Raw genomic sequence first — 16,606 nt, forward strand, 5'->3', positions numbered from 1 at the left:
CATCTAACTAATTTATATATCTTTTACTTATTTTTATTTTATCTTTAAAGCTAACCAAAAAGGCTATTTACATAAAATATCCAATTTTTCAGCGACAAAAAAAATAACTGCTATTCTTATTATTAACGTCTGTCCCCTTTTAATATTACCTATAAATAATAATTACAATAAAAGCAGTTAAGGAAGTTAAAGGAAGTTAATAATAAAAAAGGAAATCTCAAACATGCATAAACATGTTCTAGGTATTTTAGTTTGTATGCTGTTACCTATTTGCACTTCTTCTTTAGCAAAATCTCCAGAAGAACAAGCTATAGCAGCAGCTGATAAAAATAAAACAAACAAAGTCTTAACTAAAGAACAAAATTCTTTAGTTAATGAATTAGTGATTATTGATGCTGCGGTACCTAATAAACATTTGTTTTTTCAACATCTAAAAGCAGGAACAGACGTTGTTGAAATAAACTCATCTCAAAGTGGCTTCAAACAACTAGAAAGTACTCTTAATAAATATAAAAATCTCTCAGCTCTCCATCTAATTTCTCATGCTGATGATGGTGTTTTATATTTCGGCGATAGCCAAATTACCCAGCAAGCCTTGTCTGAAAAAATCACGTTATTATCAACAATGAATCATGCACTGACGGCCAACGCCGATGTATTATTTTATGGTTGTAATTTAGCAAAAACAGAAAAAGGTAATGCGCTTTTAGATTTTATTTCTCAACAAGCCAATGTAGACGTTGCTGCTTCAAACAACCCAACAGGTTCGGCGTTACAAGGTGGAGATTGGCAGTTAGAAGTTCACAAAGGTGATATTAATACATCACCCTTATTTACTGCTTCAACGATGCAGAGTTTTGACTCTGTTTTGTTAGTTGATGCAACTTTAGATTTAACAGCTTTACCCCTTGTTAGTGCTCCAGTTATTGATGTCAGCATTGGTGGCACCGATCATGTGTTAAAGATTGAATCTTCAGGTGGTGTATCAGACATACAGGCTGTATTAGGTCATGTTTTATTAGCAAGTGCTTTAACAACACACACTAGTGTGGACATTTATTTAGAAAGCGGTGAAACGTTTGATTTAACTAACCTAACAATTTTAAATTTAGATTTAGGTTTAGGTTTTGGGGTTTCTCATAAAGTAAAAGTAACCTCCAACAAAGGTGGTATTGTTGAAAGCGACACTTTGCTTTACTCATTACTTGGCGTACCCCTCGATTTTTCAGGAACTGACTGGGAAGAGATCACTAGAATAACAATTGAATACAGTGATGGTGTGCCCCTAAGTCTGTTAGCTTTATCCCATATCTCAATAGCTAATGTTGTTAGCTTACCTAGTATTTCAAATTTAAATGGCGATGCTTTTACCTATACCGAAGGCAGTGGTGTTCAAAAACTAGATCAAGGTGTTGCAGCGTTACTTACAGACCCAGGTTTATTAACTGGCGCATACACAGGCGGTACATTAACAGCAGAAATAACGTCAGGGATTATATCAGCAGAAGATACATTAACCATAGATACTGGTGTGGTTTCACTAGCCAATAATCTCGTTGGTGGTGCTTTAACTGTAAGTGGAGTCATTATTGGTGAATTGGTAAACGATATTTTACCCGGCAATATTTTATCTTTTACCTTAAATGATTTTGCTACTCCTGCGTTATTACAAATATTACTACAAGGTTTAGCCTACGAAAACGTCGAGACAGACGACCCAACAGAAGGAGTAAGAGTTGTTAGTGTTACTTTAACTGATGCTGATGGCGAAACTTCAAATGTTAGCGCTATAAGCATAACGGTTGCGTCGCAAAATGATGCGCCAACACTCACTAATTTAAATACAGATATACTAAGTTACGTACTCGGTAGCGGTTCACAATACCTTGACCAAGGTGACTTAACCCTTGTTGTTGATGTAGATTCTCTTAACTTTCTTAATGGTTATCTTTCAGTTTCAATAACCAACAATAAAGACAGCAGTGAAGATATTTTAAGCTTAGGTGCGGGTGTTGATGTTGATGTTAGCGCATTGGTCAGTGTAGCGGGTTTAACTGTAGGCGGTGAAGTGAGTGTGGGGGCTGTTGTCGTTGGTACACTCGCCAACGAGATCATTGAAGGTAGCGATTTACTGATTGACTTAAATGCCAATGCAACCATCTTAAATATTCAAGTACTTATACGAGCTCTAGTTTATCTTAATAAAGATATTGTTGATGCGAGCCTTCTTAGCCGTACCATTACCATTACGCTTAATGATGGCGACGGTGGAACATCTACAGCGCAGCTATTAACCGTAAACCTTGCTGCTCCAACGTATGATAACGATGGTACGTTAACAGATGCTGCAGTTGTTATTGAGCCTGTCGATCTTCCTTTGTCAGCTGACTCAATTGGCGAAGCAGTCGATTTATTTGACTTTACGATTACCGATGGCGGCAGCTCTGACAGCACACCTATGATGGTTTCTCAAGTTGTGGTAAATGTAGCTGGCACCATCAGTGAAACAGATCTAGCTAAAATCACTTGGCGCCTAAACAGCAACACACTAAATACTGATGTAGAAAATGTAGCGGGCGTTTATAACTCATCAAACAATACAGTAACTTTCTTAACACCTGCCCTTTCTATCGCAGATGGAACCAATGAAATCCTTACGGTAAATGCTTACTTTAATGACCCAACAGGCTTAACTCACGATAATACACTTCAACTCAGCATTGATGGCGACACTGACTTAACCTTAGCCGTGGGCAGTACAATGGACGGGAATTCGACTCCTGTTACCAATGGCTCTGGTTCGCTTATCACTGATGATGTTGGTCCAACCGTTACTTCAGTTTCTGTTCCAGCAGACGATACCTATGCCATTGGCGATCTTCTATCTTTTACAGTGAATTTTGATGAAGCGGTTAACGTTGATATAACAGCTGGAACACCAAGGTTAGCAATCACAATCGGCGAAAACACTCGTTATATAGATTATGTTTCAGGCGATGGTAGCACTGCTCTTGTTTTTACCTACACACTTGTTGCAGGTGATATTGATAACGATGGATTGGTATTAAACACTACACTAGACTTAAACTTGGGCACTTTATTAGATGCTGCAGGTAATACTGTTGATACCACCCTAAATAATATACCAACACTAATAGGCGTACTTTCTGATGGTAGTGCTCCTGTATTAGCTGAAGTGACCGCTGTGATTTCTCCGACTCTGTATACTACGCCAGCATTTACTTTTTCTAGTAATGAAGCAGGAACTCTTGATGTAGGTGGTGCTTGCGGCAGCTTAAATGAAGGCTCTATACTTTCAGGCAATTCAACAATCACATTAACTCAAATTGATAACTTAACCGCTTTTGCATCAGGTACATATTCAGGTTGTACGGTTACAGTTACCGATGCTGCAGGTAATGCAACAGAGTTAACATTAACGGCTTTCACTATTGATGCGACAGCACCTACGGTAAGTGTTGCTGACATTACTTTAGACGAAGGCTCTACAGATACTGTAATTTCAGACACTTACTTAACGAGTTCAGATAATAATGCAAGTGCAGCTGATATTACTTACACGCTAGTTGCAGCACCAAGCAATGGTACGTTAAGTAATGCGGGGGTTGAACTCAATTCAGACGATACCTTTACTCAAGCTGATATTGCAAATAGTGATATCACGTATTCTCATGATGGTAATGAGTCAACTTCAGATACCTTTACTTTTACAGTGTCTGATGCTGTAGGTAATGTGAATGATAACAATGGTTCAAACTTAACCTTTACGGTAACCGTTACACCACAAAATGATGCACCAAGCGTACTTCATTTAAATGACGATACTTTAAATTATGTACAAGGCGAGACTGCTCAACTGTTAGATCATCCAGCCTTCGCACTCATTTCAGATGCTGATTCAGCGGACTTTGATGGCGGTAGTTTGAATGTTTCTATTACTGCAGGTAAACAAGCTTCTGAAGATCTATTAGGTTTTGATATAAACGTGATACTCGACGGTTCAGCAGCAGGTAGTTCTGTAACTATTAACAGCATTCTTGTTGGTACGTTAACGGAAGAATTAGTCACTGGCAGTAATTTAGTTATCGGGTTTAACACAGATGCGACATTAGCTAATGTGCAAGATCTTGTTAGAGCAATAACTTACGTTAATACGGCAGGAGCAGTAACAACAGGTACTCGTACTCTTAGTTTGATACTTGAAGATGGTGACGGTGGAACATCCACATCACAAACCTTAAACGTATCAGTTACCAGTGCACCAATAGATAGTGACGGTACCTTAACATCGGCTCCAGACGTTTCTGAACCCGTAAATCTGCCTTTATCAGCTAACACCGATGCTAACGCTGTAGACTTATTTGACTTTACTATTACCGATGGCGGCACCAATGACGGTACACCTATGGTGGTTTCTCATGTAGCCGTCAATGTTGCGGGTTCTATTAGCGACACAGATATAGCTAAAATAACATGGCGCTTAAACAGTAATGATCCAAACGCGAATGTAAGCAATGTTATCGGTGTATATAATACGAATGACAGTACAGTAACCTTTGATACGCCAACACTTTCTATTGCTGATGGTAGCAGCGAAATCCTTACCGTTAATGCTTACTATAACGACCCAACAGGTTTAACTCATGGCGATACTCTGTTACTTAATATTGACGGATATACTAATTTAACTTTAGCGGCAGGCAGTGAAATGAGTAGTACTTCATCTCCTGTGAATAATGGCTTAGGTTCAATTATTACTGATGATATAGGGCCAATTGTCACTTCTGTTTCTGCTCCAACAAATGGTACCTATGCCATAGGTGATGACTTAACCTTTACCGTGAATTTTGATGAAGCGATTGTAGTTAATACCGCAGGCGGAACACCAAGATTAACAATCACAATTGGCGCAACCACTCGTTATGTAGATTATGTTTCTGGCTCGGGATCTAATGCCCTAACCTTTACCTATAGACTTGTTGCGGGTGATATTGATTCAGATGGTCTGGTATTAAGCACAAGCTTAGATGTGAATTCAGGTACGTTAGCTGATGCATTAGGTAACGCGATTAATACCAGTCTCAACAATATACCAACATTAACGGGCGTACTTGCTGATGGCGATGCGCCTGTGTTAACTGAAGTGACCACTGTGGTTTCTCCAACCATGAATGCTACGCCAGCATTTACTTTCTCTAGCTCTGAAGCAGGGAATCTTACGGTAGGTGGTGCTTGTGGTAGTAGCGATGTTGGTTCAATCTCTTCAGGTAATACAACAATCTCATTAACGAGTACCGATGGCTTTACGCCATTAACCTCAGGTGATTATTCTGATTGTACGGTAACCGTTACCGATGCGGCAGGTAATGCAACAGAGTTAACATTAACGGCTTTCACTATTGATACGCTAGCGCCTAGTGTTGATGTGTTTGCACCTAATACAGTTAATGAAGGTGCAAGCGATATTATTATTACGAGTACCAATTTAAGTAGTGCTGATAATAACGATAGTGCAGCTGATATTACTTACACCTTATTGGGAGTGCCAAGTAACGGTAGTTTAAGTAAAAACGCAGTAAACCTGCTAGTAAATGACACATTTACACAAGCTGACATAGATAATGAAGCTATCACCTATTCTCATAATGGTGCTGAGCTAAGCGTAGACAGCTTTACTTTTACTGTGTCTGATTCGGCAGGTAACGTGAATAATAATGGTTCGGTTAATTTTACCTTTGCGTTAGTAATAACCCAAGGAAATGACGCGCCAGTTGTACTTAATCTAAATGCTGATATTTTAAATTATGTACAAGGTAGTTCAGCACAAAACCTCGACCAAAATGATTTAGCTACTGTAGATGACAACGATTCTCTTGATTTCGACGGCGGTACTCTCACACTATCTGTCCTTACTAACAAGCAAGAAACTGAAGACTTATTAGGTGTTGATGACACTGTAGAGCTTAGTTATTTTGATGCTGGCGGTAGTGTTACCGTTAATGGTCAAGTTATTGGCTTCTTAGTGGAAGATCTAGTAACAGGTAATGATTTAGTTATTGAGCTTAATAGCAGCGCAACGCCTCTTAATGTTCAAGCTCTAGTTCGTGCACTAACTTATGCAAATACCAACCCTATTACCGCGACAACAACAGATCGAACTATAAGATTAACACTTGAAGATGGTGATGGTGGAACCTCTACTCCACAAGACATTCAAGTATCAATGACTGCCCTGCCTTCTGATATAGATGCAACAGTAACTGACGCAGCGTTTGTTGCTGAACCTGTAGCATTTCCTTCATCAGCCAATGCGTCAAATAGAACCGTTGACCTGCTTGATTTTACTATTACCGATGGTGGCACTGCTGATGGATATCCTACTGCAGTAAGCACAGTTGTTATTAATGTTGCTGGTACTATCAGCGAAACCGACCTAGCTAAAATCACCTGGTATTTAGACAGTAATCTACCAAATATCGATGTAAATTATAAACTTGGTATTTACAACTCGATCGACAATACCATTACTTTTGCAACGCCAGCACTTTCTATTGCAGACAGTACTAGCGAGATATTAACCATTAAAGCTTTTTATCATGACGCAACGGGCTTAACTCATGATGATACGCTTATCCTGAGCCTAGATGGTGATACTGACTTAACCTTATCTGCTGGTACTAAAATGGCTGTAACAACACCTGTAACTAATGGTTCTGGTGCAGTTATAACAGACAACACTAATCCTATGGTAACGTCAGTGTCAGCTCCATCTAATGATACTTATGGGTTAGGTGAAACCTTAAGCTTTATCGTTAATTTTGATGAAGGTGTAATTATAAACACAAGTAATGGCACGCCTAGATTGGCGATAACCATAGGGGAAACGGTTCGTTATGCCGAGTATGTTTCTGGCTCAGGTACTACAGCACTTGTATTTAACTACACCGTAGTTGCCGATGATGAAGATATCGATGGTTTAGTGCTTAATGAGAGCATTGATGCGAATGGTGGTTCATTAACAGACACCGCAGGTAATACTATAGATATAAACCTTAATAATATAGATGACTTAACTGCCATATTATTTGATGCAGATGCGCCCTTATTAACTGAAATTACTCCAGTAGTAGTGCTTGGAACGGATACTACACCAGAGGTTAGTTTCTCTACTTCAAAACCAGGTACTTTCGCTGTTGAAGGTGCATGTGGTAGTTCAGACACTGGCGTGATCAACACGGGCGAGCATACTGTTACGCTAACTAAAACAGATAATGTAACGCCATTAGCTTCTGGTGAATATTCAGATTGTACCGTTACCGTAACTGATGCCATAGGTAATAAAAGTGAGTTGCTGCTAACGACTTTTGCAATTGATATAACAGCTCCATCAGTAGATGTATTATTACCAAACACTCTAGATGAAGGCGCTATTGCAGTTGTCATTCCGACAAGTAATTTAAGCAGCTCTGATAATGCCGATAGCGCAGCAAACATTACTTATACCTTAGTGACTACGCCTGATAATGGTGAGTTGAGTAAAGCTGATACAGTATTGAAAACAAACAATACCTTTAGCCAAGCAGATATTGATAATGGTGCGATCACTTATACCCATGACGGTGGCGAATCGACAAGTGACACCTTTGCTTTCTCATTATCTGATTCATTAGGTAATGTGAACGACAATGGCGCTGAAAACTTCGACTTTACCTTAGTTATAACACCACAAAACGATGCACCAAATAGTACTAACGATATAGCATCAACTACTGAAGATAGCACCGTGATTATTGATGTTTTAGCTAACGATAGTGATGCTGATGGTACATTAAATAAGACGAGTGTATTCATTGTAACTTCACCGACTAATGGCAGTGTTTCGGTTAATACCATCACAGGAACTATTGCTTACACACCGGCTTTAGATGTAAGTGGTACAGATACCTTTGTATACACTGTTGAAGATGATCAAGGCCAAGTTTCTGAAACTGCATCAGTTACGGTCACCATATATGCCCAAAACGATGCTCCTGTTGTACTGGCTGATACAGCATCTACACCAATGAATACCTTAGTTTCAATAGATGTTGCAGCTAACGATATCGATAAAGATACAGGTGATAGCTTAAACCCAACAACTATCGCTATTGTCAAAGAAGCTTCAAACGGAACAGCCATATTAAATAGTGCAACCAATAAGGTTGATTACACACCTAACGCTACCTTCTATGGAGTTGATACGTTTACCTACACAATTAAAGACAATGCAGGAGCTACATCAAAACCTGCTACTGTGAGTATTACGGTTACTTTTGTAGAAGGTCCACCTAATGTTGCACCTGCCGCAGTAGATGATAGCGCTAATGTACAAGAAGACTCATCAATCGTTATTAATGTTTTAGCCAATGATAGCGATAGTGATGGCACACTAAACACTAACTCTGTCAGCATAGTAACTATGCCATCAGACGGTATTATCAGCGTTAATATGACCACAGGTGCGGTGACTTACACGCCAAGTGCAAACTTTAATGGAAGCGATACTTTCTCTTATAACGTTAAAGACAATAGTAACGACACTTCTAATACCGCAACTGTAGCGATTACCGTTACTGCCGTAGCTGATGTACCTGTTATTTCAGGTGTACCTGCTAATGTGATTAATGAAGACGAAAGCTATAGTTTTACGCCAAATGTTTCTAGTGATGATGGTACGGCAACATTCACCTTTAGTATTGAGAACAAACCTAGCTGGGTAGTTTTCAACACTAGTTCAGGTAGTTTAACGGGTATTCCAACAAACGCCGATGTAGGTACATTTAGCAACATTCAAATCATCGTTTCAGATGGCGAAAGTCAAGCATCTTTACCTGACTTTTCATTAACTGTTAGTAATGTTAATGACGCTCCATTTGCAGTAAACGATAGTTATCTACTGATACAAAACGTAACGGGAAGTTACTCCCTTAATGTATTAGAGAATGATTATGATGAAGATGTAAATGATTCGTTCAGTATAGTCAGTGCAACAGCCAAAGTAGGTAGCGTTAGCATAAATGAAAATGGTTTAACCTATCAAAACGGTACAACTCAAACGCCTGACACAATTAAATATACTATTGAGGACGCATCAGGTAGCCAGGCTACGGCTGAAGTATCTATCGCTATTTCGCCAGAAGAATCAGACACCACCCCTGACCTGACTTTACCTGAGGACATAGAAGCTAATGCAACAGGACTATTTACTTGGTTAGAGATAGGAATTGCTCAAGCTTTCGATAGTTCAGGTAACTCTCTTGCTGTACAAATACTCAACGATACTACGTTGTTCCCTCCTGGTGACAATCAAGTGTACTGGCGAGCTGAAGACAGCGAAGGCAACTTCGTGCTTAAAACGCAAAACGTTAAAATTAATCCGTTAGTGAATTTAGGACCAGATAAGAGCATTCTTGAAGGTAAAACAGTAACCACTAAGGTTTACCTAAACGGTGATGCTCCGAGTTATCCTTTAACAGTACCTTATACGGTATCAGGCAGCGCAAGCAGTAGCGATCACAGCTTGGTTTCAGGTAAGGTTGTATTTACTAGCGGACACCAAGCATCAATTAGCTTTACTATTTTTGACGATGTAATAGTTGAAGACAATGAAACTATTATCATTTCATTAGGCGACACAATTAATCGCGGCAGTAAATCTATACAAACACTTAGCATTACCGAGGCTAATCTTGCACCTGAAGTTGAATTACTTGTTACTCAATCAAGTGAGAAGCGCTTTATTATTACTAAGAGTGAAGCTGAAGCTTTAATTAATGCCTCCATTTCTGATGCAAATAGCCAAGATACTCACACTACAACGTGGGCATCTACTATTGTTAATACGAGTACTGAAAGCACCTTATTTAGCTTCAACCCAGCGTTATTAGATGTTGGAATGTACACTGTGGAAATTACGGTAACAGACAATGGCGTACCGTCATTAGGCGTTACTAATACTGTGTATATCGAAATAGCTAATGAGTTAGTCGTTCTAGGTGAAGAAGATTCAGATGGTGATTCAATCCCAGATAACTTAGAAGGTCATGCAGATGATGATAACGATGGTATTCCAAACTATTTAGATGGAATTGGCGACTGTCAAACATTACATACCAAAGTTAACGATACTAATTCTTACCTTATGGAGGGTGAAGCCGGTGCTTGTTTAAGAATTGGTGGGTCAGTTGCTAATATAGGCTCGAAAGCCTCACTTATTACAACTGGTGAAGCAGATAGTAATTTAGGGGCCGATACCGAAGCAATGAATACAGGTGGAGTTTTCGACTTTATTGCTTACAACCTACCTAAAGCAGGTCAAAGTTATCGAGTGGTTATTCCACAAAGGTTACCTATACCTACAGGTGCTGTTTATAGAAAATATAACCAAACAGAGAAATGGCATAACTTTATCAGTGATGATAAAAATAAAGTTTATTCTACTTTAGGTTTGATTGGTTACTGCCCAGCTCCAGGAAGTGATTTATGGACTGAAGGATTAACATCAGGTAACTGGTGTGTACAACTACTGATAGAAGATGGTGGACCGAACGACGATGACGGCTTAGCTAATGGTTCAATTATTGATCCAAGTGGTGTTGCATCGCCATCAACATCTAATAACTTACCTGTAGCTGTTGATGATGCGGCGAGTGTACGCATCAATTTATCAGTCACTATAGATGCTTTAAGTAATGATACTGACGCAGACGACCATGAATTAACACTCATGAATGTTGCTGTTGATTTTGGCACAGTAAGCATTGAAAATAATCAAGTACTGTATGTAGCAGACTCAGCCTTTATTGGCACAACAAACATCAGCTATACCTTAAGCGACAGTGAAGGTGGTACAGCAACAGCAACAATTGTACTTACTGTAGAAGCTAATCAAACGCCTACAGCCAATGACGATAGTTATGCCACTAGTGATGTACAAGCGATTACCCTTGATGTATTAACTAATGATACTGATCCTGAAGGTGACACACTTACCATTACTGCAGCAAGCGCATTTTTAGGTAGCGTAACATTCACAGGTACTGAAATTGTTTATACACCAGCAATAGGTACAGAAGGTATTGAAACTGTTGATTATGAAATTTCAGATGATAGCGGTGCTACTGCAACAGGCACGGCTTATATTGTAGTAACAATAAATGAAGCACCAATAGCAAATAGCGACAACATTACCGTTAATGGTCCAGAGTCAGTTATCATCCAAGTATTAGAAAACGATACTGATAACGACAATGATACAATTAAGGTAACAGCAGCTAGTGCGCTATCAGGTAATGTGACCTTTGTTGATGACCATATAGTTTACACACCACCAATAGCCTTGGTTGACTCAGATACGATAAGCTATGAGATATCTGACGCATTCGGAAATACTGCGGAGAGTACCGTTAATGTAACAATTGTTTTGAAGCGTGATACTGAGTTCAAAATAAAAAACAGTAGTGGAGGCGGAAGTTTAGGTTATCTAACCATTCTATTCTTTATGAGTATGATGTTTATGCGTCGCCAACTTAAAGTGAATAAAAGCAGATAAGTTATAGCTCGCAGTTTGGTTATCGTTAAAAGACGAGCCACCTGATTGCGAGCTAATTTGCTCATCTATGCTGTAATAGCCTTGAGAGGAAAAACGATGAGCAGATTAATGGCTCATGCCTAGATAATGAATGGCTAGCTAATGATTAACTAACGGCTGAGCATTTCTTATAAGTTCAAATGCTATAAAAACACATTTAAGTATTATAAAAATCAAACATAGATTAAGTAAGCTGAACTCACTTAATCTGTGTTTAAATCCTTCTAAGCCAGATGAACTCACACCAACTTTAGTTAGTAAGACCGAACCCAATTGACACAAATCAGAATTAACCCAATTGACCTTTTTCTTCAAAAGAAATGATCACCTGACTACCTTTGTGTTTATCTGAAGATAACGCAAGCTGCCAACCTTGTTGCTCTACTATTTTTCTCACTATATCTAAACCTATCCCAAATCCTTGGCATGTTTGTTCATCGCCAGCATTGTTATAACCGTCAGTTAAGCCTGAGCTAGAATTAGTGATCAATACGCTCAGCCCTGAAATTTCTACATTTACAATACCTGCGGATGTATGTTCAAAAGCATTTCTTATAAGGTTACTTAACGCAATTCGGCACAAGGCTTTGGGTAATTCATGAGATGAATCATCATCGCCTCTTATCTTAAAATTAACGTTTTTGCCTTTAAGCAAATAACTGTGTTCATCAGTAATAATTGTTGATAACTGCTTAAGGTTTACGGCATCTAACCCCATGTTAGTACCATCTTTACGACTGAGTAATAACAAGGCATTCGTCAATTCAGCCATGTTCTTATTGGCTCTACGAATATTAGTGTGTTGATCAAAAATATTGGTATTACCTTGGCTTGTTCTTAAGTCGATTATGTCTAATGAAGAAGATACAACCGCGATTGGCGTACGAAGTTCATGACTCGCATTTTGTAAAAATTGTTTTTCTCGCTGATGATATTGATGAATTCGGTCCATCGTTTGATGTAAGGTTTTTGCTACCTCGCCAATCTCTGTTTTGTTATTTACGACTTCAAACGACAACTCAGGATTATTTTCATCTAAACTTTTCGCCATAACAGTAAGTTCACTTAGCGGTTCAAGTACGGTTTTAATTAAACGTCGAGCAACACCATAAACTAATAAAATAGCCAATAAGGTCACAAATACTATAGAAATAGGCACATTAAGAAAGGGTCCAGGCTTAGGCAATTCAGGTCCAAAATGAGGAGGAGCACCTTCAGGCCTTTCTAGTCTAGGCGGAGGTGGTAAATCTGAACCATGTGGTGGAGCGAAGCCTGCTTTATGTGGCGGGCCTCTTCTTTTAGGGCTGTCATCATATAATAGATAAAGTCTTTGTGAGTTATTACGGATCGGATGCTTAACAATAAAAACAACTTTATCAGCCTTAGAGGTTTTAATGACTTTACCGCCATCATTCACCGAAAAACCATAATCTTTCATGGTATCAAAATCGAATAATGTAGCTATATCTTCAGGGATATTTTCTTTACCAAGATAAACAGAATAGGTGTCGTCGTTAGGTAATACAAAGTTAGCATCGCGCTCAACTTGCTTAGCGTAATGACCTGCCATCGACATCATGGTGCGATGCATAGTAGAACCAATGCTGATCAAAAATATCTGATACAGTAAAAAGGAGAAAACAATCACTAACAAACCAATACTCAAGGCTAATTGTTTTTTGAACTGGTATTGTAAACTGTTCTTATTTTTCACTATTCTCTCCTTGAATTTCACTGTCATGTTCATCCTTTAGCACCAAACCGACACCTCTCACGGTTTGAATAAGCGACTTGCCAAAGGGTTTATCTACAACCTGTCGTAATTTATAAATATGAGACTTAAGGACATCAGAATCAGGCAATTGATCAGGCCAAATAATCTGTTCTATTTGTTGGCGGGTAACCACTTTTGGGTAGGTTTTCATTAAAGCTTCTAATATTTGCCAGCAGGCTTTATTTAACTCAATTTTTTTACCTGAGCGAGTGACTTCCCTTAAATCAATGTCCATCACTAAGTCGAATACATTTAATTTAGTATCACTTTTACCAAAGCGTTTAGTTAATACTTTCACTCGGGCAACCAGTTCAGGTAAATCGAAGGGTTTAACTAAGTAGTCATCTGCTCCTGCTTCAAAGCCTTGTAGTTTATCGTCTAAGGTATCTCTGGCAGTTAATATTAAAACAGGTGTATTGACGCCAGCTTGTCTTAGCTCAGCACACAGTGTCATGCCATCTTTTTCGGGCATCATAATATCTAAAATAATGGCATTAAATGACTGATTCATTGCCAGTTTGAAGCCTAACGCGCCATTGTCAGCGTAATCGCATTCAAAGCCATAAGCTTCAAGAAACTCAATCATATTAGCGGCTAACGCCCTATTATCTTCAACAACAAGTACAACCACTTAAATAGCCTTATATTAAAAATCTGATGTGATGCTTAGTACGTTAAGTATAACTTAGCTGAAATGGCTCAGTTCACCTAAAATTCACCTATCATGTGCTAAGCTTTTATCATCAAATTTATTTTACTCATCACACTTTTAATGGAAGTTTATATGAAAAGATCGATTATAGCCTTGGCTTTGATCCCTATATTAGGATTAACAGCTTGTGGAGGTAGTGATTCGTCAGATGCTACTGACACTACAGATACATCTGAGACAACTAACGCAGCACCTATTGTAGATGCTGGAGCAGATCAAACGGTTGAATCAAGCCAAGAAGTTACCGTAACGCCATCAATTACAGATGACGACGTTGTAACATCGACTTGGACCCAAACTTCAGGAACAAGCGTTACCATTAATCTATCAGACGATGATGTGATTATATTTGAAGCGCCAAGTGTTGATACGCAAGAAACACTTACTTTTGAACTATCGGTAGACGATGGCACCAATGCAGCAGTTTCAGACAGCATTGATATTATTGTAAACCCAGCCAATGCGACACTTGTATCAAGCTGGATAATTAACAACGAAACCAGTTCAGACAAGATTTCATCCACTTCTGGTAGCGTATTAGAAAACGTACAAAGTGCTGAGATTGTTACTGTAGTTGAAGATAGCGTTGACGTTGAATATGCGTATGTTGAAACAACTGGCATTCCTAAATACGACGTAACAATCACTGAATCTATGGTTGAACAACTTAACCAACGTCCTAAAGCATCAACAGATTTTAGTTCTGGCAGCACTCCTGCTGTAGAAGGCCAATTGGTTACTTTTGGTGAAGATATTGGTTACAACAGTAGTACTGAAAACTGTTTAGATACAGGTGGTGATGGTTACTGGCCTCCAGGTCCAGGTTGCCCTATAGCACAAACAACTGAAGCTTACTTTCCGGCTGAACCAACAGTACTAGAAGAAACTGAAGAAGCATGTGAAACAGGCTTAGGTAAAATTGGTTTAATGGTTAACGGCACCAGTATTTATAACTGGGGCGATGGCATGAGTGAAGGCAACAATGTTTGGTATAGCTTAGCGCCTGTTGCTGAGCAATACGATGTAGACATTTGTGGCGGTCATGCTGCACAAGGTGATTATCATCATCATTTTTACACAAGTTGTTTAGCAACATTAGTAGGCGATAGTAGCGATGCTCATTCTCCTGTTTATGGTTTTGCTGCTGATGGTTACCCACTTTATGGACCATACGAAAGCGCGAACACTTTAGCCGTAAGTGGCTGGAAAATTCGTGACTACGGTTCAGATGCAAGCGAAGGCGGTTGTAGTACAGAAGGCGAAAGAAGCTGTGTTTTAGTTGACCCTGCTGATATTTCTCAAGGCGTTGAAACTGCAGAAAGTGGTCCAGCGATTGGCGAAAATGTAAATACCTTATCAGGTAATGTTATCGCTGCAGACGATGGTTATTTTTACGAAGATTACTACTTTGCAGATGAAGCTGTAACAGGTGCTCAGTTAGACAAACATAATGGTCACGATACTAACGATGGTAAAGGTTATCACTACCATATTACGTTAACACAAGATGCAGATGGCACATTAACTCCGTCTTACCCTTATACGATTGGACCAGACTTTAAAGGTGAACTTGCCTCAAATTCTATAAGCCAATGTGGTACTTCTGCTGCAGGTGGCGGTCCTCCAGATGGCGGCGGTCCTCCTGATGGTGAAGGCCCTGCAGACGGAGAACTTCCTCCAGCAGGCTAATTGATACCCATGCGAGCTTATTGATTAAAAATAAAGCGACCTGATAAACAAAAACTAACGTAGATAAATATTTCTCTGCGTTAGTTTTATTTTGGTTCTATACTCAAGTAACACATTAAAAAATAGGTTCAAGTAAATGGTCAAGCACATGATAAAGAAGTCTTTTATTATTCTAGTTATCGCATTAAGTACACAAACAAGTAACCTCTATGCTCAAGCAACACCTCCCGAGCAAGCTCCAGCAAAAACCATGACAATGGATCATTCTCATCTCCCTATTGCCGTACCCTCTGATGTAAAAACACCTGCAATAAGTTTAGAGATATATGAAGACGCTATGTCAGGCTATAACCTACATATTAAAACTCAGCATTATAATTTAACACCTCCGCCGCTTGGTGTTTTGAGTATGGCTGATCTGATGTCTGTCTCTATCAACAAAAAAACAGGTTTTGTTGAAGGTCATGCCCACTTATATATTAACGGCATAAAAATTCAGCGTGTGTATGGCGCAGATCTACATATACCTGCTAAGCATTTTAAAAGTGGGATTAACACCGTATCTGTTACCTTAAATAATCATGGTCATATGTTTTGGACGGCTCAAGATAAGAAAATAGTTTCAACCCTTTATATTGATGCTAGCCTACCTGATCTAATCAAACATAAGTTTGAGAGTTTTCCAGTGAGCAAGTAGGTGTATTAAAACCATATTTATCAACACCTCTATAAAACAGTGATAAACTAAGCAGCATAATATAAAAACAACCCGTGTTTAACT

Annotated in this window: 5 protein-coding genes; 3 read left to right on the forward strand and 2 right to left on the reverse strand. The window is 38.9% G+C overall.

The genetic code is table 11. From position 1 onward, the window contains the following. The first annotated feature begins 223 nt into the window (after positions 1–223). Positions 224–11,611: an Ig-like domain-containing protein gene (locus ACPUVN_RS15440; RefSeq protein WP_426369382.1), complete on the forward strand. Its 11,388-nt coding sequence runs from the start codon at positions 224–226 to the stop codon at positions 11,609–11,611. Between the two features lie 328 nt (positions 11,612–11,939). Here the strand turns inward: ACPUVN_RS15440 and ACPUVN_RS15445 are convergent, their stop codons facing one another. Together ACPUVN_RS15445 and ACPUVN_RS15450 are read right to left on the reverse strand one after the other, a co-directional pair. Beyond that, a complete protein-coding gene (locus tag ACPUVN_RS15445) occupies positions 11,940–13,364 on the reverse strand; it encodes a histidine kinase dimerization/phospho-acceptor domain-containing protein (protein ID WP_426369383.1) in 1,425 nt (474 codons plus the stop codon). Then, positions 13,354–14,055 carry a response regulator transcription factor gene (locus ACPUVN_RS15450; protein WP_426369384.1) on the reverse strand — a complete coding sequence of 234 codons (702 nt, stop codon included), beginning with the start codon at positions 14,053–14,055 and terminating at the stop codon, positions 13,354–13,356. Before ACPUVN_RS15450 ends, ACPUVN_RS15445 begins: the two co-directional genes overlap by 11 nt. A gap of 153 nt (positions 14,056–14,208) precedes the next feature. Here ACPUVN_RS15450 and ACPUVN_RS15455 point away from each other — a divergent pair, with 153 nt between their 5' ends. Then, positions 14,209–15,825, forward strand: a complete 1,617-nt coding sequence (locus ACPUVN_RS15455; RefSeq protein ID WP_426369385.1) for a YHYH protein — start codon at positions 14,209–14,211, stop codon at positions 15,823–15,825. A 148-nt stretch (positions 15,826–15,973) separates the two neighbouring features. Then, positions 15,974–16,522, forward strand: coding sequence for a hypothetical protein (locus ACPUVN_RS15460; protein WP_426359440.1), 549 nt, complete (start codon positions 15,974–15,976; stop codon positions 16,520–16,522). Positions 16,523–16,606: the final 84 nt, after the last annotated feature.

The sequence above is a fragment of the Pseudocolwellia antarctica genome, from assembly GCF_049933045.1.
In the GTDB taxonomy this organism is placed as follows: Bacteria; Pseudomonadota; Gammaproteobacteria; order Enterobacterales; family Alteromonadaceae; genus Pseudocolwellia.

Bases quoted from the DNA above. Each gene is read 5' to 3' on its own strand.
- ACPUVN_RS15455 (WP_426369385.1), top strand. From the start codon at position 14,209: ATGAAAAGATCGATTATAGCCTTGGCTTTGATCCCTATATTAGGATTA.
- ACPUVN_RS15460 (WP_426359440.1), top strand. From the start codon at position 15,974: ATGATAAAGAAGTCTTTTATTATTCTAGTTATCGCATTAAGTACACAA.
- ACPUVN_RS15440 (WP_426369382.1), top strand. From the start codon at position 224: ATGCATAAACATGTTCTAGGTATTTTAGTTTGTATGCTGTTACCTATT.